Here is a 20,048-nt window from a genome sequence, read left to right as displayed (position 1 = left end):
ATTCTTATTTAACGATTGCTTTAACAGCTTCTTCGCCTTCAACAGCTACTACGACTACGCCCTGAGGAGCAGCGATTACAGCGTTGTCGGATGCGATAACCGTGTTGGCAACCACCTGACCTAAAATGTTGGTTACAACAACCTTCTTACCCTGAGCACCAACGATCTGAACTGAGCCTTCGGAAGCGATTACCTTCACTTCTGAAACTTCAACGCCTTCGTTTGCTGTAGGCGCATCTGTTGCATTGACTGTTACCATAACAGCTTCTTCTGCGTCACCGATAACCAATACACCGTTCAGGTTGCGCAAGTAGTTGTCACCGCTCTTGATGTTGTAAACACCTTCGGCTTCGTCCTTAGCTTGCAGGAAATTGAAACGGAAGTTAGCAACACCGGCTTTCGGTTTAGCGATTGTAGCGGTTGCTTTTCCATCCAATGTCAATGTGTCACCGGCAACGATCAAAGAGTCTGCACCGTAACGCAAAGCTTCACGGAAGATCACGCGAGTCGAACCGTAAGCCAGATACTGTTCTTTGTTGACTGTTGCTTTTGCAGCAGAGTCAGCAGCGTTGTACATATACAGTCTGTGAGCGTCAACCTTAGTAGTCGTATCGGCAGCAACACCTCTTGTTACATAGTAAGAAGGAGCAACCAATGTTTCGCCGTTACGGTTGTAAGCAGCAGTATCTAACCAGAATGTGAAGTCTTCAGCTGTATAGTTTGCAGCCTTCAAAGCATTTTCAGCAACTACCAACGCTTCGTTCTTTGTATTTACAGTTACGAACTGGTTGTTTGTTGTTTCAATCTGGATATGCTTCGGCATAGAGAACAGGCTCTGAGGATCGTCTTCTTCAGCAACATAGAAGAGGTCATATTTTGCAGTACCCTGGATACGGTTTTCGAGGTCACCGGTGTTGGTGTTGACAGTGATCATTCTGTCTTTAACATCTCCAGGATTAAGATCATGGATAACACCTGAATAAGCGACTGTTACATCTTTTGTTTCAGTAGCATCATGGTTCATTACGTCACCATCTACAACGACCTTACAGCTTACATTCGAATATTTCAATGTAACAGATCTCTTTTCTACAGATTTACTTGCTCCTGCAATTTCCACACGCGGGAATACCGGAGCAACCACATATTTATCAGCAGCTTCTGTCGGAATAAAGATAAAGGCTGTATTTGTCAATGTAAGTGTTTCTGACTTATCATTATTATACTTATATGTAACCGTCATCAGATATTTAGCCGGATCAGCAGTCAACAGATAGTTCTTACCATCATAGACCAGATACTGGCCGTCTTTAGTTGAGATTTCATAAGCCTCTACAGACAAAGGAGCGACAGCGTCTTTGATTGATGCAGACTTGACCGGAACATTACCAACATGTTTGAAAGAATACAACACTTCACCATCCTGTAAAGCCAATGTGCTATCTTTCTTCATGTGGATAAACATGTCAGAACCCAATAGTGGAGAAGCAGACTGAATCTTGAACTGTTTGTTTTTTAACGCAAAATCAGAAGCGTGGAATGTAGCATATTCTACAGCATCTTTGTATTCAAGACCTGCGTCAACCAATTTGATCGTGTCGGCCAGATCAACATTAATACCCATCTTTGTAAGAGCAGTTTGCGCTGTCGTAGTCGGCAGAATAACAATAGAACCGTCAGCAGTTGAATCGGCAACACCTTCCCAAACAACCATATCATAGAAACGCTGTTTGATTGTATAATTACCATGGTCAGCACCCGGAGTAGCTTCAACGACAAACTGAGATCCTGCATTAAATGCCTGACCAGCATTCAGGTAATGAGCTTGGTTCGGACGGTTTATATCATAGAACTTGCCATAAGCAGTATTTTCTTTGTCACCTACATATTTCTCCATATTGGCAACATAGTAAACCTTATCAGCAGCAATCTTAGCTGTACCGCCGATATTGCCGGCTGTCGGCTGGATAAGGGGCTCTACAACGTAAGCTTTAGGACTAGCAACTATATTATCAGTAGCTTCAACTGTTAATATAGTTGCATTTGCTAAAGTACGAAGAATAATCTGACCTGTTTTATTTGAGCCATAATTCGTATGGCTATCACTCCATTGTGAAGGTTTTCCATTTTCATTATAAGTCGGATGACTTGCAATCAACAATACGATAGAGTCTTTAGATACACAATAAATAGGCTGGAATTCATACGCCGCTTTAAATCTCTGTTTTGCAGCTTTATTAACATCATTTGCAGTAGGAGCTGTTGATTCTTTATAAACAGTATCCACATTTAACTTAAATGCAGGATCACTATCATAAGTAGTCCCTGTATAAAGAACAGTATCTACAACTAAGTATTTACCTGCAGCATTCTTCAAATTCACATAATTAGCTGAAGTTGAACTACCAGAACCATCAGCCACTTCTTCAACAGCTTTCCAAGTATTAGCAGTCAAAACATTAGCATTTCCAGTAGAAACATCCTTTCCTCCTTTGAAATACAATTTACCTTTTGTAAGTGTATTAAATTCATCAGCAGTAAGAGGAAGTTTCAAATTCTCCTTCAAATTTGCATCATAACCGATAACAACAGCAGTTGCACCCGGAGTCTCGCCTTTGGTAGCTGTCAAATTGAACTGTGTATTAGGATCTGTATCTGCAGTCAAAGTAAAGATGGAGTCACCTTTTACAGCATACAAACCTTTAGTGGCATCCCATCCCCAAGTAGAATTAGCACCACCTACTTTCACATTACCGTCAGAAGTAACAAAGTTAGCACTACCAGCAGCTTTATCACTTTTCAAATCAATAGCCAACCACTGTCCCGTTGCCTTGTTCTGAAATTTGTAAGTATTACCACCTGCAACACTTGTTGATTTGATAACGGAAACTTTCCAAAGAGCTTTATTAACGGCAGACAGTCCTGTGGAAGGAGCAGAAATCTTAGTCAATACATTTCCATCCCCAATTGAAAGTACATTATCAGCATCTCCAACACAAAGGAATGTGTATTCGCCATCTTCCACAGTACCAGGACCTGCTTTATAATCTTTAACAGCAGTATCCGCCCAAGCCGAAGAAGACAAACCACCGGCTACCAGAAGAGTAGCCAAAAGAGTAGAAAATCTTTTGTTCATAATTCTAAATTTAATATTAATACTATTTACACTAAAAGCAATGAATATATATGTACGGGGAGTTCAGCCCCTCCAAAATGACTAATGAAAACGTACGTTTTTTTTAGTCATTTTTTGAGAGCTACTTCAGGGTTCGTGCCGAAAAGGTGTATTTTTGTACAAGTTAAGCTATCTAATTGATAAGAAACAATATAGAAAAAGAAAAATCTTTGTAGAAAGAATTGCAGGATTAAAAAGTATGCGTATTTTTGTAGCTGAAAAATGACTAAAAAAAACGTACGTTTTTTTCGTCATTTTGTCTTCCCTCATCTATCTCGCTTATCTACAATCACTTAAAAGCATAAAACATGCCATTTTTACCCATAAATATAGGTACGCGCGTACATAGTATGCAAATCATATTCTATTAATAATCAAACATTTACAAAAGGCAAAAACGGCAAAAAACAGGCTTTCTGCAAAAAGTGCGGTTTTTTGCCTGTTTTTGGGGGCCTCCGATGCTTGGTTTTTTGAATGGATGCAAATCGCGACAAGAAGCTTTTGGACGAAAACGGCAATGACACGTATCTATAAAACAGGAACAGTATGGATTTCATAAAGACAGAGGGCTTATTGTAAAATACCGGTTCCTTGACAACAATATACAATCTTTAATAATAGGGCTGAAATCCGGCTTGTTTGCGGGTAAAAAGGGCTTTGTCGGCTAAGGTGCGCAGTTTTTTGTCACGAAGACGGTCGTAATGGCTCTGAGATGCGCGGTGTATATAACATGACGACCGTCTTGATGGCAACGAAGACGGTCGTTAAGGGAACGAAGACGGTCGTCGTGGCGGAAAAGCCCCGGAATCGGTTTGAGATATACGGGGAATATCCCGACTTTTTTACTACAGGCGATTCTCCGGGAGTTCAGGTTTTCCACAATATCCGATCTTTCTCCTATCTGATTACAAAGAGACATCGTTTTTTCATTTTCTGCCTACGACGTTTTTTCAATCGTTACCAATTCCGGTAAAAAGCCGGCAAAAAGTCAAATCAAAACGATCCGGAATTTTACCCGAAATAGAATCTGAACCCATCTGGGGTTATTGTATTAATTATTTGCCAACTCTTCCCGGTCTTCTTCAAACAAAACCTTTTTCAATTTCTGGTAAAGAAATGAAAGAACAAGTAGGATAACACCCAGAATGATAAAGATAATAATCTTTCCGAGGGTCGGCAGCAACCACAAATCGATCACGACCAACTTTAGCAAGACAATGCCGAAAGTCGTCAGGCTGATCATACGCAAAGACTTCAGGTGCAACCGCATGCCAATCGCCATTTCGACAAACCCCGCAATCGCCAAGGAAATGGAGAAGCCGGCATTCGTCTCATCGGAAAGCGAAAGCTGGCAAAGCAGGCTTCGTACGGCAAGGGTCAACAAAACGGTGGAAAGAATGCTGACATAGACCGTCATCCTGTTCGCCGACTTGCTACGGAAATTGAACACGGCATAATATTCTTTTGCCAGCCAATAAATATGCGCCGCAATAATAGCCACCGTCAGCCATCCGAGTGCCTGCAAAGCCGTCCACTGAAAATAGCGGCCGGACAGGAAAACGCACATATACCAGCAAACCGGGATCAACAAGGAAAACGCATACCACCGGAAATAACGTTCCATCGGAAAACGTCTCCGCATAACGAGAAGCAATAGAAACAAGGTAACCGCCGTAAACGCCATCATTAGACCTTGCGACAGATACCAGTCGTCGACATTCCGCGCGAACTCGATCATAAAGGCCGTATAAAGGACCGCACTTCCGTCTAAAAGAGTTATCGCATTACAGGGCGAATATTTCCATACGGAAGTAGTCGCAAACAGATCTTTATTCCGGAACAAGAACCAGGCAACCAGCAAAAAAGCTATGCCGACAGAAATTCCGGTAGCGAATGTGCCGTTGACGAACAAAGCCTGCCTTATGCCTGACCCCAACAAGGCTTCGATATCCATCCAATAGGAAACATTCGTCAGGAGAAACAGGATTGCCACAAAGTATTCATATATCCGGATTCTCCATTTGATGAAGAGCCACAGGACGACCACCATCTCACACGCCCAAAGCAGGGTGATAAAGGTCCCGTCCAACTGGATCGGTATGGTGATGGAAACAAAGGTGAGCGCCAGTCCGGTCAATGCCGGGCAGAGCAAGCTGCTTTCGACTTTCCTCCGGTTTACAACAAAGGCCACCGCCGCATTTATCAGAGCGATAAACAAGGTGAACGCCCCTTTTATATTCTGTTCGAGCTGCATCTCACGCAGAAACCACAAACAGAAAAAGAGGTAAAGGAAGTTATTCAGTACCACGACTGCCATCAGCAATTGGTTGATTTTACGGCTGTCGGAACGTATCACCGTCACGACGGGCAGAAGGAAGATAAGGAAGAACAGGGTCGCGAAAAGCAACAGGTGCACCAATTGCGTAAACCCCGCCACGTCCAGATCTCCCGCGCTCGAATAACCAAACAGGATCAGATAGCTCGCCACGAAACTGACGATCGGCAGCTCTCCCCATTTCTTATAAAGGGAAAGGACGAACATCCCAAGATTCAGGATTGTCACATAAACGAACAGCACCAAGTAACTCCCCATGCCGTTGCTGACAAGGAAAGGCGATATAAAACCGCCGACCAGCGCAATAATGGCCAATTCGCGCCTGTTGTAAAAGACGGAAAGGACGGACATCAGGATCGTAAGCACCACCAAAATGACAAAGGCAGTCGCCTGGCTGAACAGCCCGTAGTAATGATAGGCCATCGCCACCGTGACATAGAAAATAGCAAAAGCGCCGCCTGCCAACAAGGAACTGAACGCGCGGTAGGTTTTCTTCAACTTCTGCGAGATCAGCAGCAGACCGCCACCGACCACAAAGCCCAGCACGGTCCGCAAAACTTCGTTGATCCAATTCTTATCGATCGCATACTTCACGAACAAACCCATGCCGATCACCAATATCAGGATGCCGATCTTGCCGAACAGGTTCTCTCCGATAAACTTTTCGTAATTAACCGGTTTACGTTTCTTTTTGGGAGGCGCCGGCTTAGGACGAGTCCACGTTTTAAGAGGCGGGGGCGCCACCGGAACAACAGGTTCTTTCCGAGGTTCCGGTTCCGGCTGTTTTACCTCAGGCTTCGAAGTCTCTTCATCCACTCTTATTTCGACAGACAAAATCGGGATATGGCACTCTTCCTCCGCTACAATTTCCCGCCCTTCCAATTGCTTCCTTAGACTGGCTATCTCTTTTTTGAGAGACTCGATATTGGCAATTGCCTTACCTATATGGTTATGCAGGCTGATCCATACGACAAGAAGTAGCAAAACGAAAAATGCAGTTTCCATAATATTGCTGTTTTATTAACAGCGACTAATATACGGATTTTATCTTTATCCTGATCACCGTAAACGAATATGCCGGCAATTCGCAGGCAAATACTTGTCCGACCTGGCAGTCCAAGGTCTGCGGTTTCAAATCCGTATCTTCCAACGCGCCGGATAAAACAGTCTTGACTGCGTGTGTATCGGCAACTGCAACTCCGTCCAGCCTGATGTTTGTGCGGGTTACAGCCGGTAGGATATTGACTAATTTCACGATCAGGTCGCCCGTTTTACTATCTTTTACGACAGATACGGGGAGACGTTTGGCAATATCGCCCGACGGAACGGATAGTCTGACCGTGGCCGGCAGATACTCGTCGCCGGCATTGAGGCCATACATTTGCTGGACATAATAGTTAACGGTCGGCTTCACCTCCCGGTTGTTGAAGTAGATGAGATCGGGATTCCATTGCGTATGCCCTTCTTTTGCCAGGAGCGGAGCGTAGGAGGCCATGCCGACAATATCGCCGTTGCGTTCCAGTGAAGTCATATAAGCCGCTTCCGCCAAAGCGACTTCGAGGTTATTCGGACGGCCGGGAAGGTGGGCGGCATACTCTCCTAAATAAACTTTCGCGCCCTGACGGTCGTAGGAATCATAGAAATGCTGGTTATTCAGGAACCAGCCGGGTGTCTGGTAATAGTGCTCGTCCACCATCGGGACCTGCAATCTGTCAACAATCTCCCAGCCTTCCTCATAGTCGGTCCCTTCGTTGAAAGGCCCGGCCGTACCGATCACGGTTATTTCCGGATGTTTGGCTTTCAGGGCCTCATAGATCATCGTAAAACGTTCTTCAAAAGCATCCGTTATCTGGTCTTCGTTTCCGATCCCGATATATTTCAGGCGGAAAGGTTCCGAATGGCCGGCTTCGGCACGCATTCGCCCCCACTTCGAAGAGGCATCTCCATTCGCATATTCCACCAAATCCAGAATGTCTTGGATAAAAGCGTCCATATCGCACATCGCGACTCCCTGCTGCCCGCCTCCACGGGAGTTCTGGCAACATACGCCTGCGGCAATGACAGGAACAGGTTCCGCCTGGATATCTTCACAGAACTGGAAAAACTCGTAATACCCAAGCCCTTTCGTCTGGTGATACCCCCACAAATTGCGTTGGGGTTTGCGGCTTTCCAGCGGACCGATCGTTTCTTTCCAGTTATAAATATTATGCACGCCATCACCATGCGCCAGGCAACCTCCCGGAAAGCGCATAAAGCGCGGGTGCAGGTCGGCTATCGCTTGTGCCAGATCGGCACGCAAACCGTTCGGACGGTTCTTAAATGTTTTCTGCGGGAAAAGGGAGATCAGATCTAAGGCATAAACGCCGGGAGCCATCGTCTGTATGGACAGGCAGGCACTGTCCGCATCTTCCACCGCCTGCAACGTGAGGTGCTGCTTCGTCCATTCTCCGGAATTGAGTTGAACCGCGGCTTGCGCAAGCGGCTTACCGAAACGGTTCCTCAACTGGATTTGCAAGGCGCCCTGACCGTTCCCCCGGACACGGGAGAAAAAAGAAAGATCATATTTCTCCCCCTTCCGGATATGGATACCGTCGAAACCGCCATTGACCAGGTCCAACTCAGCACCTTTGGCACGGAGCACCGCATAATGCGGATTGTTGGGATGGACCGGTTCTACCGTGTCGATCTCCAATCCGATACTTTCTGCCGGGGCATCTGCCTTATATGACTTCAAATCCCAGGCATAACGGTTGTTCCAGTCCGGGTCGTTGCCGGTCTTATCCTCCGGATCATACTCGAAATCGCGGTTCTGGACCAGTTCGGCATACAAGCCGCCGTCGGCAGCATAATTCAGATCTTCAAAAAAGACACCGAACAGATAATCACTGATCTTTTTCGCCCGGTCGCCCTCAACGGTAATTTCCGCCTCGACAGGAACCGCCTCTTTTAAGGAGTCGGGCAAGGCGAGCCGTTCATTGCGCAGGTTCTCGCGCTGCCGGGCCGCATCCACTTCCGAAAGGATATTATCGACAAACGCTTTGGTAACAGTGATGATAGAGCCGTGTTTGGCATCTTTCGGTATCGAAATACGATCCGTCACATCTTCCCAGGTTCGGAAATCACGTGTCCGTTTCGCTTCATAGCGATGGCGGGTATAGGCGTCCATATAAACGACATAGCTCCCGTCGGACAGCGGGCAAACGGCCGGCCCTTCCACCCAGTCGGTCGCAAAAGGCATGTCTCCGGTCGGCAGATACGGACCTGTCGCATGGTCGCTTACGGCAACCGACAGTTCCTTTTTGGCTTTCGGCCAGATGCGTTCGTCTTTATAAAGCATATAGTATTTGCCATCCTTTTTCTGTATGGTCACGTCAATCACGTTATGTCCCGGATCGAAGAATATCTTTGCAGGGGAAAAGGTCTTGAAATCTTTTGTCGTAGTGTAATACATACGATGGTCATATTTTTCTCCCGGCTCGGTCTTCCACACGCCGTTCTCTTTGATCGTACTGGCCCAGAAGATCACATATTGCCGGTTCTCGTCGTCGTAAATCATTTCAGGAGCCCAGCAGTTCCGGACTTCATACCCTTCCATCACTTTCGGATAGGACTGGCGCGACCAGTGCACGAGGTCCTTGGAGTGAGCATATCCGATTGCATTCCCGTCCCAGTTCAGCGTCCAGATACAATGCCAAAGTCCATCCGGCCCCTTCATGACAAAAGGATCGCGCATACGTTTATCGGCATACCAGGTCCCGTAATCGCACTTCAGGAAACTATGTTCCGGCCCTATCGGCGTCCAGGAATATCCATCCGCACTCCAAGCCAAGTGCATACCGTTGCGATTCTCATTCTTATCTGTAAAATAGGCGAACAGATAGCGTATGTCGGAAGAAGACGATGCCTGTGCCAACGAAAAGACTCCCGGCAACAGGAACAAGACCAAGATAAAAAAGGAAAGATGTTTTCTCATAAGATGACTGCTTTTTCAGGTATTACATAAATCAAATACGTATAACAGTGGCAAATATAAAGAAAAAGTGTAAGAACGTACACTATTTATTATTCAAAATGGAGGAGAAAGAGCTAAAAATGGCCATAACAGCGGTTTATTCCTTGTTTTTATATACTTTTGCACTCTGATTAAATAAGTAATATGAATACACATAATCTTTGTTGTATCGGCCACATTACGTTGGATAAGATTGTAACGCCGAAAAGGACACTGCACATGCCGGGAGGGACATCTTTCTATTTTGCGCATGGAATGAGCAATTTAGACACTTCCGACTTCCTGTTGGTAACAGCTCTTGCTGCCAGCGAAATGGATGCGGTGGAAGAAATACGGAGAAAAGGGATTGATGTCAAAGTGTTGCCCAGCGCCCATTCCGTCTACTTCGAGAACACATACGGCGAGAACCAGGACAACCGGACGCAGCGGGTATTGGCAAAAGCCGATCCGTTCACAGTCGAAGGGTTGCAGGATGTCGATGCCCGCATCTACCATTTGGGAAGTCTGCTGGCGGACGATTTTTCCTTAGACGTAATCAAATATCTATCGACCAAAGGGATGCTGTCGGTCGATGCCCAGGGATACCTGCGTGAAGTCCGCGGTGAGAAAGTGTTCGCCGTAGACTGGCCGGAAAAGGAAGAGGCGCTGAAATACATCCATATCCTGAAAGCCAACGAACACGAGACGGAAGTCCTCACCGGATGCAAAGACCCGCGCGAAGCAGCCCTGAAATTAGCCAACTGGGGTGTCAAGGAGGTTTTGCTGACATTGGGAAGCATGGGATCCGTCATTTATGCCGACGGCGAATTTCATGAGATACCCGCCTACCCTCCCACAGAGATCGTAGACGCTACAGGATGCGGCGATACCTATATGGCCGGCTATCTGTATATGCGGAACAAAGGAGCTTCCTACAAAGAAGCGGGATGTTTTGCCGCCGCCATGTGTACAATCAAGCTGGAGGCTTCCGGGCCTTTCGGGGGAACGGAGAAGGATGTCTGGGAGATTATCGAAAGGAATAAAAAACAAGGATAAAGACATTTCCCGCAATTAGCACTTGATCACAACAAAGGGGAGAGCCTCACGGTTCCCCCCTTCGTTTTCGGATCAAATGATTTCCTCATTACGAGGTGCGCATAATAGTTATACTATCTTACAATAACTTTCGTTGTCGTCGCCTTGCCGGAAGCAGACAGGCGGACAATATAAATGCCGCTGTAAGCCGGAACCTGTTCCATTCCGTTAACCAAGCTCTTGTAGATCATGACACCTGCCATATTCACAATTGTAGCCTCGACCGGTGCAGCCGGTTCGATCACGATCTGTCCTCTTTGTCCGTAGACGCGGCTTTCGGACAGGATCTTTTCAATGCCGGTAGCGGCATCAACGGTTACTTCACACATTGCGGTAAAGCCTCCGTCGACTGTGGTCGCGATAATCGTCGCCTTGCCCGCCTTCAATGCTTTCACGGTTCCGTCTGCATCGACACTGGCAATCGTCGGATCGGTACTGGTCCATTTCACATCCTTCTTGGTCGCACCTGTAGGCGTTACGGTAGCAACCAATTTTTCGGATTTCTTAGGAGCCAAAGTAAGCGTCGACTTGTTCAGGGAGATCCCCGTAACGGCTACGCCTTCTGACGGGGTGTCGCCACCACCTTCTGTACCGGACTTGAAGGTTACAGTTACGGTAAACGCTTCACTACCGGCAATACAATACCATTTTGTAGGTTCGCCACTACCGGCTTCGCTACCGGAAGAGGCATTTGCTCCACTGACAGTAACAGCCTCAATCGTGCCGCTGGTAGTTGTAATAAACAGCTTCATACCGGCAGGCACTTTATTATCGGTAGCCGGATTTATCACATTGCCTGTAGCATCCGTAAAGACCAGATTACTTGCATTTCCATTCTCTGCCTTGACCGTCATCAGATAGCTTGCGACTCCCTTCAATGAGACATAAGAGTGAAGTTGAAGGCCTTCTACCGAATAGTTATTCTGATCACTCGGTGTAAATATCACATTTTGGTCGCCGGCAGATGTCACCTTCTTGTCATCCTCCCAGGTAAATTGTCCGGGGACCGGATTACCCTGTGCATCCGTAACCTTTCCATTCGTGTCCAAAATAGAAGTAGACAACATGGCATTCTTAGCTACAGGTGAAGCATTCGGAACTTTAATATTCGTCACCACTAATTGTTGCGGCTTGATTGTCAACGTACCGATTTCCGTTTCTGCAAGTGCACTATATGTCGTGCCATTGTCACAACTTACTTTAATCTTATAAGTTCCGGCATCAACAGGGTCAGGGGTCGTGTACGCATCATGATTTGAAGCATCTTGCTTTACATACTGGACCTTCCAAGCCACATCAGGAGCCAAGCCTAAAGCAGAGGATGTGCAAGCCAAAGACCGGCCTGTATAGGTAGCATTCACTGACTGGTTCGTTTTATATGAAGGAGTTGACATGAGTGTGAAAGCATCGGCAGCAACATTAACCGCCACATTACCGGAAACTGTAAACGTATGATCGTTTTTTAACGTACCATCTGTTACCGTGATTTTGCTCCAATCGATCTTATAACCGGCTTCAACTTTCGCATTAAGCGTCAAATTCAAACCGCTATAAGTCTTATTGCCAACCGGTACGAAGTCGTTTTCAACAGAGACAGTACCATGATCGTTGGCATCATTAGTGGCATAGGTGATTGTAACTGTTTTTGCATTAGAGGCTTCAGAAGCAGGAACAGTAGTTGTCTTCACATATCCCAAATTATCGTCTGACGGTACAAAGTAAATGACAGAACTATTGCCAGCCTTTGTAGCGGGTTCACGATTCGGATATTTGCTTTGAAAAGCAGCTTGATCCAGCCACTCACCTGCCACAGTTGTCTTAGCAGCTACATCCGCATCTGTCAATTTATCCGAGAACGGGATATCCAATACACCCGGTACTCCCGGAAGGATTTCAAGTGTATAGTCTTTTTCGTTCGAGTAAGCGGCATATAGCTCATCGGCTTCACGCGTAATGATCACCTGATACTTACCGACTGTCGATGGAGCAACCACTTCGTTACCATCTTTTTTAAATGTAACCTTGAAATCCGCAAGATTAGCAGCTGTTTTCACCGTATACACTTGGGCATTGCCATTATAGATAACTTTCGTCTCCTTTTCATTTTGGATATTGACCGGTTCCAAAGTCTTTACCAAAGCAGAGAAGTTCATATCACCTTCCACCAGCAAATCGTTATCGCCATTGGCGATTGCCTGGTTGTTCAGTAGGAGGGAAACTAATTTATGAGTACCCTTATAGGCTTCTTTTATAGAGGCTTTCACATTCTTGATCGACGTGTTGAACTCCGACTTGCCAAACGAGACATTGCTAAACTCTACCTGTTCGGGAGCCAGGTTTTGCACCAGATATTCTTCTTTCACGAAGCTTGCCGCAATCGTGATGGCGGTATTGACAGTAATATAATCGCCAGTCACTTCGGTATCGCCCGCTCTCAACGAAGCCAACTTATAACCTCTGTTCGGAACAGCGACAATTGTCAGGGCAGACCCTTTATCAACAGAAGAGTTAGGATTCACGGCTTTATTGTCTTTATCCAGCATGGTAATAGAGCCATTGACCGGAGCTGTGACATTTACCATCACTTTCTGGTTCGGGATGTCCTCAAATTCTACAGTTACGGCATAAGAACCACCTTCTTCTCCTCCTACGACAAAATTGTTGGCAGAGGTTGTTGTACCTGTATCGCTATCACTCTTTTTATAGGCATAAGAAACAGATTTCACCTGCTTTCCGGATGCCGGTTCGGCTACGATCGTCAGGTTTGTGCCATACGAAATATTAGCGTCTGTCGCAATTTCCTTATCGCCATTCAACACTTTGACCGTTCCATTATCAGGAGAAGCCGTAAAGGTAATCTTACGGGTTGCTTTTGCAAAAACAGCCTTGATGACCGTGCCGTCAGGAGCGGCTTTTATTTCCCTCGTTTTAGCTTCTTCATACTTTTCTGTCGAAGCAGCTTTAGCTTGTTCAGCAGGTGAAGCCCATGATACGAACTTATACCCCGTTGCAGGAGTGGCCGTAACCTTTACATCTGCATAAGCGCTGGTCGTTCCTACATATTTATTATCAGGGGTAGCGTCATCAATCGTGACCGTACCGCCGGCAGATTGTTCAACGGTGACAGCAGCCACATACAAGGCGGAGACCGTTATATCCCCGGAGGTGGCATTATTATAGATTGCAGATGAATCCGGAGTAAAGATTGCTTTACAGGTATTAGTGCCTTTTGACAAGACAAGATTCGGATTCTCCCATGCCCATGTACCTTTGATCACACGTTCACCGTATTTACAAGTTCCGGCGGTGAGAGGGACATTATATAACAACTGGCCTTCTTTTATAATCAAACCGGAGGCGACAGACGGCTGAGTTGCAACAGTCAACGCCAGCTTGTTGTTGACAACCAACGGTATGACCATATCCAAGCCTTTCTTATCGGCGGTCTCATCAGCTTGGAGTTTGACATAGTAAGTACCGGCTGTCTTGATATCGGAAGCACCGTTTGACAGTTTATCGTTTTCCTCGCAGGCATTCGTCTTATAATAGCCTTTTATAATATCAGCATTGCCAGTACCGTTATCCTTTACGGTAACAGCCGTAGCCCCAGAAGTATTGACCGTCTGTGTCGTGTTCTCGAAAGTCAAGTTCCAGCTTGCCTTTTCTTTCCAGGCAACCATTACATTCGTTTCACTCTTTATCTGACCAAGAGGAAGAGAATAGAGGTTCGGATTTCCTGCCGTGAAGGTGAGAGTTCCAAGTATGTTTTTTTCATCAGCAGTGCCTGTCCAAATCGCTTTCTTTCCACCTACCTTCAATGAGTCGATAGTCTGTCCCGGTCGGGCTTTCAGACCTATACGAAGGTATGAGCCATACTTGACCTGATTGCCTTTCAGTTCAACGGAATCCTTCGTATTTTTGTAATCTCTTATCCATACCGTATCGGCGGCAGAGCCTTTGTCCGTTACATTCAACGTCACCATGAAGCCCGGTTCTGCGGGGGCTTTGGTGTCTATATTTTGAGCGTATATCGCCGGGGCCGCAACGAGAAGGGCGAGGGATAACGCGGATTTTATCTTTTTCATATTCGTCTTCGTTTTAATTGTTACTTAACTATTACTTTCTGTTTGTTTACAGCGTAGATGCCTGCCGGGAGGTTGATCTGATAGCCGTCGGAGGTTACGCGGGCATTATAATAGATACGGCCCAACATATCGGCGACAACCACCTGTACAGGTTCAGCCGTGCGGATCGTAATCGTTCCATGACCGGATTCGACATAATAGCCTTCCGCCGGAGTGATGGTTTCGTTGCCTGTCGGTGTTTCGCCTACACGGAGGGAGCGCAATGTGCTGGTAGTCGTTTCATCAGCTAAGATATAGCTCTGGAACGGGGCGATTGCCGGGTTGAACTGCTGTGTAAATACATTCTGACCTTCATCTAATACATAAGCATAGCCGGAAAGCTGCATTTCGTACAGGTTCGGGTTGGCTGACATTTTCAATGTAGGAGTACCATTCTTCAAATCACCAACCGATACCGGGGCTTCTTTCGTTCCTAAAGAGACAACCACGCCAGCCGGGCTTGTTACGTAGATAAAGCTATCTCTGTCTGCAGCGATCAAACAAGCGGAATCAAGAGTTGCTTCAGCTGATTTCATAGCAAATCCTATTTCAGAATCTTTTACAGTAGCAGCCCAAAGACCTGTTTCTGCAGCACCAAAGTTTCCTTCTTTAGTTTTAACATCAGTACCACTTGCATCCTTAACTGTCATTGTCTTGCTATCCCCCATTTTATTGAACGGGAATCCGAATGCTTTCCATTTGTCTGTTACCTTATAGGCCAACTGGACAGCTTTAGCCGTTACGGCTGTATTCGGAAGCACCTTCAATTGTGCGCCTTCTTCCATAAAGACTGTATCGAGAGCCATTGCTACGTTGATATTCAGAATACCGTCTTTTGTAATCGTAACATTCTGCTCTGCATACATAGCGTCATTCCAAGATTGTTCGTCATTAATAACCGGAGCAGAGAATGCAGAAACGACTGCCAATTTGTTATCAGCAAGCGTCAGTTGTTTAACCGGCTTCTTTTTTGCCGCCTCTGCAAAATTGGCTGCATCTTCTTTGCCTGTCACCAGATAAGCATCTTCGCAGTTGATGACCAAACCATTCCTCAAAGCGGAAGCGACCAGATCCTTACCATTGAATGTAGCATATTTCACATCTGTGTTCATCACACCGGCAACATTTGCAAATGTTTGGTCGACCAGCAGTGAGTCCAGACCGGAAGAGATGCTATCCAACTGTACGGTAGCATTGTTGCTGACATATTCGGTAGCAAACCGGCTATTCGCCCAAACACGTACGATAGCTTTTTTGCCGGCTTTCAGTTCAGCATTTCTCCAAGTCTTGATGTAACCGCCATCTTTCGGGAGAGTAACTAAAGCATCATAATCGGTAATAGCTTCGCCGCCTTCATTGCCTGCAAGCGTACGATCATGGAAAGCGATCTGAACCGTATCTTTCAATGTTCCACTTACTAATTCGAAGTGAGGCAATGTGTGATCTGTGCTATTTTGATTCTGAATACGGACACCGACACGGTTGCCTGCTGTTTGCAGATTTGTTGCTCTCACCACTGCAGAGTTGATATTCAGAGCGCCAGCTTCATTTTCATTCAATGTTACATTATTCAGGATCACATTCTTCGGCCAAGTGATATTCAATGCGGTTGCATTGGTCTTTTCAATGGTCAGATCGTTAATGGTGATTGCTTTATCTCCGGTATAGTCGGCTGTGATAACATACTTTTTAGTCGCATTACTTGGGAATGTACCGGATATCGATTTGCCATTACCATTAATTATGACAGGTTTCATTATTCGATAGTAATATCCCATGTTATTGAATGCTGCCATCCAAGCTGTACTGTCATTCGGTACAAGCAAATCCGCATTCAAATTGATCGTATTGGCAATCGACTCATCCCCTGCATTGGCCATCTCCAGAGCATTCTTCATTTCAGCCAACGTCTTGACATCGGCTTCGAAAGACTTGCCATATTTCAATGTCCCTGTCTTCGTCAGCGTCACACCGCTTGCCATTGAAAGACCGTCGTTGAAGGTCCAGGTTTTGCCGGTTCCGAGAGTAAATTCTTTATGCCATACTTGTTTGCCACTTTTTTCTGAATACAATGCCGAATCAATCTTAGCTACAGCTCCTATCAGTTCAAGATCTGCATTATCTGAGCCTTGTCCAACCTTCATGACCGGTGTGTTCGTTTTAGAGTCGATGAATGTATATTTGGCTTTACCTGTCACGCAAGGAACATCCTTTCCATTCGTATCCGAACTTGCCCAGCCACCAACAGCTACTAAACTCGAATTAATCTTATCCAAGTTATTGAAAGAACATCCATTAAAAGTAAAATCTATATTACCGGCTTTACCTCGATTGACAGACGCAAATTCATAGTAATCATTCATAGCGCTAAATGTACAGTTGTTAAGCACCGCTTCAATCGTTCTCGCACTACCGTTCGATAGAACGCCGTAGAAAGCAGCAAGCGTTGCATTACTGATCTCGACATGGCTACTATCCGTGTGAGCATATCCCTGCCCACCGCCACATCCGAGTCCTTCGGTTATGGTTCCGCCGGTCATGGTCAGTTTGAATGTTTTGACGCCATTCACACAGTTTTCCCATGTAGACGTCAACGCATTTGACGTTTTCCCCGCATCATAACCGCCGGCGTACAGGGTAGCAATCCGGCCGCCGCTAATAGTCAAGTCCACTTCGGGAGATTTAGAATAGTAATAACCGCCCCCGACCAGTGTGTTACTGATAGTTCCGTCTTTAATGGCAATCGTAGTTTTCGTTGTCACATTAGCCGCTGTACCGGAGCTTTTATTACCTGCACCATATCCGCCGCCATACAGATTACGGATAGAACCACTCTCCATTGTAATATTGGATGTTTCGACAGAAGCATTCAATGATCCGCCAAACACACTCAGGGTCTGGTCGTATTCTTCCGTGCCTATCTTAGCCCCTTTCTTGCCACCATCGCGTGCAGTGATCGTAACAGGTTTCCCGTTGGCAAAGAACAGGTTGTTTAATATACCATCTTTATCAACAGTCAATGTCACGCCATCGTCGGACAACAAGCCATTATTGAAGGTCCAAGTCTTCTTTTCACTAATCTTGAAAGCGGTGATCGGCTGGTCGACGCCGTTATTAAAAGGAACAATTTTGACCTTTGCACCGGTTACTTCCACATTCGCAGCGTCCAATCCATCACTCAGACCCAATACGGGAGTATTCGTACAGCTTGTAAACGAATAAGAGATTTTACCCGGATTGACAACCTGAACTTCAGAACCTTTATAACCGCTTTTCCAATTCGAAGTTCCACCTACAAAGCAGAATGTTTCTCCTGCCGGGAAAATACAGTTGTCAAACTCCAACTTGACATTTTTTACATGCCCTCTGTTGATGGCAGCCACTTCTACCGGATAATTAGTACCCTTAGCAGCAAAAGTACAATTTGTAATCTTCCCTTCCACATCATCGGATGCTCCGTTCGAACCATTTCCGAACAGGCCCACTATCGTTGCACCCGAAATATTGGCTTTTGCCGTTTTCACATATCCTTTTGAACCATCCGTACCGCCGATTGCGACATAACAGAATGTACCTCCGGTAATATTCATAATTCCGCTTTCTACTGTATTCGCACTGGCATTAAATGCAGGATATATGCTGCCGGACGTCTTTCCGCTTTCTTGTCCTCCACACATAACCCAGGCATTATCGTCCATCGTCACACCCGAAATGTCGATCTTTACCACTTTTGATTTTGAATAGTAAAGGCCACCCCCAATAATGTTATGGATAGAACCTCCTTTGACAATAATCTTGCTCGTATCCGAAACGGCGGCATGAGTGCCATTTGTCAAATCCCCATATCCTCCACCGAACACACTGGCGATCGTTCCACTTTCCACTGTTATTTTAGTAGATGATACTGTGCCATTTTTACTGCCCCCGAACAGATACAGTTTATTTACACTATCTTTAGCAATAACCAGCTGTTCGTTTGAACCATCGGCTTTTATTATAGTCGTACTATTATCGCCGGCAGTCACCGTAACCGGATTTCCCTGGGCATACACGAAGGTAAAACCCGGTACGTCTTTAAATGTAACGTTTGCATCTTTGGCTAACTTGGCATCTTCCGCATGCAGCCAACCGACACTTGCCGTCAACCCTATACTGACGGCGAGCAAAAAGTGTAATTTTCGCTTCATAAGCTTTTGATTTTAAAGTGAGTTATTAATATTGAAATAAATCATTAACATTTGTTAGGACGTATGGTGTCAACTTAGGCTTTGACACCCATAGTGATGCCTAAGTTGATACCTATAGTGATCGCCCGTTTGACACCAGTGCCGAAGCCTCGTCCCCCATACGTAGGGAACGAGGGATCGACACCTGTATCGAGCGGACGGGTTAGAGTTCTCCGGGGCGTTCTTCTTCTCCGCCGCCTCCGACAGTCAGCAGGATGGGGAAACGGTATGTGCGGGGTTCTTTTACTAATTTGTAACCACTGCCGGCTTGCGTCGTGACACTAAGATAGTAAGAACCGTTGGAGAGTTGGGGGACCGAGATGATGATCTGCGACTTCGTGTTGGTCACAATAACCGAGACTTTTTGGGGTTCGCCTCCTCCGTCGGGGGTGAAATAGACGCCTACGGAAGGATCGTCGCCTTTCAACAGAAGAGTAGAGCCGTTGATAATGGCCGGACCGCCGGCGGTCAGTTCCTGACTTTCCTTGCCGGTTGTCGAGTCGATAATAGAGTTGATGACCGGGCCTACTGTGGCCATGTGGAATCTTGCCGTTAGGTTTTTCAAGCCTTTCAACAGGGCATTCCCTGGGGTGAAGGTAGTGCCGAATTTATTCTTTTCGGGATCGAAAATGGGTTTCTCGCCTTCTAACGGGCCGCTGAAGTTCAAGAGGTACTGCCCGACACCGTCGATCACGCTTTTGCCGTTGAGAACGGCATCGATCTTTTTCTGGTCGGCCAGATTCAGGATATTGATGATTGTTTCCGGACGGAACTCCGTACGTTCTTTTACGATGTCTTCCGCAATATTCTCATTGCGGTATGTACCGGTGATATTGACTTTTCCGGTGTAATCGCCGGGGGCTTCTGTCAGTACGTTATCGTACAATTCTACTGACAAGATTGTCTTTTCAGTTGCCATAATATTTTAAATTTAAGTTACCCGGTGGTGAGGCGGGAAATACCAATACAATTAATGAGGCTGTGTCGTAATTAAGTTTTACGGCGCAGCCTCTGTTTTAGTGGTTCCGAGAGTCTGATTATTTTCAGGCGACCGATTTTTGCGGAATTTTCCAAAATATTCGATTCTCGGACGATATAATCC

Annotated in this window: 8 protein-coding genes; 2 read left to right on the top strand and 6 right to left on the bottom strand. The window is 45.9% G+C overall.

Annotation, left to right across the window (positions count from 1 at the left end):
• Nucleotides 1-4 precede the first annotated feature (4 nt).
• Nucleotides 5-3,136: a DUF6383 domain-containing protein gene (locus ACW6QF_RS08015; RefSeq protein ID WP_456087419.1), complete on the bottom strand. Its 3,132-nt coding sequence runs from the start codon at nt 3,134-3,136 to the stop codon at nt 5-7.
• A 751-nt stretch (nt 3,137-3,887) separates the two neighbouring features.
• Between ACW6QF_RS08015 and ACW6QF_RS08010 the strand changes: the two genes are divergently transcribed.
• A complete protein-coding gene (locus ACW6QF_RS08010; RefSeq protein WP_456087418.1) occupies nt 3,888-4,148 on the top strand; it encodes a hypothetical protein in 261 nt (86 codons plus the stop codon).
• Nucleotides 4,149-4,226: 78 nt separating this feature from the next.
• Here ACW6QF_RS08010 and ACW6QF_RS08005 read toward each other — a convergent pair whose 3' ends face one another.
• Together ACW6QF_RS08005 and ACW6QF_RS08000 are read right to left on the bottom strand one after the other, a co-directional pair.
• On the bottom strand, nt 4,227-6,515 hold the full coding sequence (locus tag ACW6QF_RS08005; RefSeq protein WP_456087417.1) for a DUF2339 domain-containing protein: 2,289 nt from the start codon (nt 6,513-6,515) through the stop codon (nt 4,227-4,229).
• A 25-nt stretch (nt 6,516-6,540) separates the two neighbouring features.
• Nucleotides 6,541-9,483 carry an alpha-L-arabinofuranosidase C-terminal domain-containing protein gene (locus tag ACW6QF_RS08000; RefSeq protein ID WP_456087416.1) on the bottom strand — a complete coding sequence of 981 codons (2,943 nt, stop codon included), beginning with the start codon at nt 9,481-9,483 and terminating at the stop codon, nt 6,541-6,543.
• Nucleotides 9,484-9,666: 183 nt separating this feature from the next.
• Here ACW6QF_RS08000 and ACW6QF_RS07995 point away from each other — a divergent pair, with 183 nt between their 5' ends.
• Nucleotides 9,667-10,557 carry a PfkB family carbohydrate kinase gene (locus tag ACW6QF_RS07995; RefSeq protein WP_456087415.1) on the top strand — a complete coding sequence of 297 codons (891 nt, stop codon included), beginning with the start codon at nt 9,667-9,669 and terminating at the stop codon, nt 10,555-10,557.
• A 113-nt stretch (nt 10,558-10,670) separates the two neighbouring features.
• On the opposite strand, the gene ACW6QF_RS07990 is transcribed toward ACW6QF_RS07995, so the two are convergent.
• The 3 genes from ACW6QF_RS07990 to ACW6QF_RS07980 all read right to left on the bottom strand — a co-directional run bounded on the left by ACW6QF_RS07990 (nt 10,671) and on the right by ACW6QF_RS07980 (nt 19,865).
• On the bottom strand, nt 10,671-14,681 hold the full coding sequence (locus ACW6QF_RS07990) for an Ig-like domain-containing protein (protein WP_456087414.1): 4,011 nt from the start codon (nt 14,679-14,681) through the stop codon (nt 10,671-10,673).
• 20 nt (nt 14,682-14,701) lie between these two features.
• Complete coding sequence (locus ACW6QF_RS07985; protein ID WP_456087413.1) at nt 14,702-18,907, bottom strand: DUF6383 domain-containing protein; 4,206 nt, start codon at nt 18,905-18,907, stop codon at nt 14,702-14,704.
• Nucleotides 18,908-19,109: 202 nt separating this feature from the next.
• Nucleotides 19,110-19,865, bottom strand: coding sequence for a DNA-binding domain-containing protein (locus ACW6QF_RS07980; RefSeq protein WP_456087412.1), 756 nt, complete (start codon nt 19,863-19,865; stop codon nt 19,110-19,112).
• Nucleotides 19,866-20,048 lie beyond the last annotated feature (183 nt).

The organism is Parabacteroides sp. (assembly GCF_977054455.1).
The sequence above is the reverse complement of the archived record's forward strand: the minus strand, read 5'-3'. Positions and strand labels throughout refer to the sequence as shown.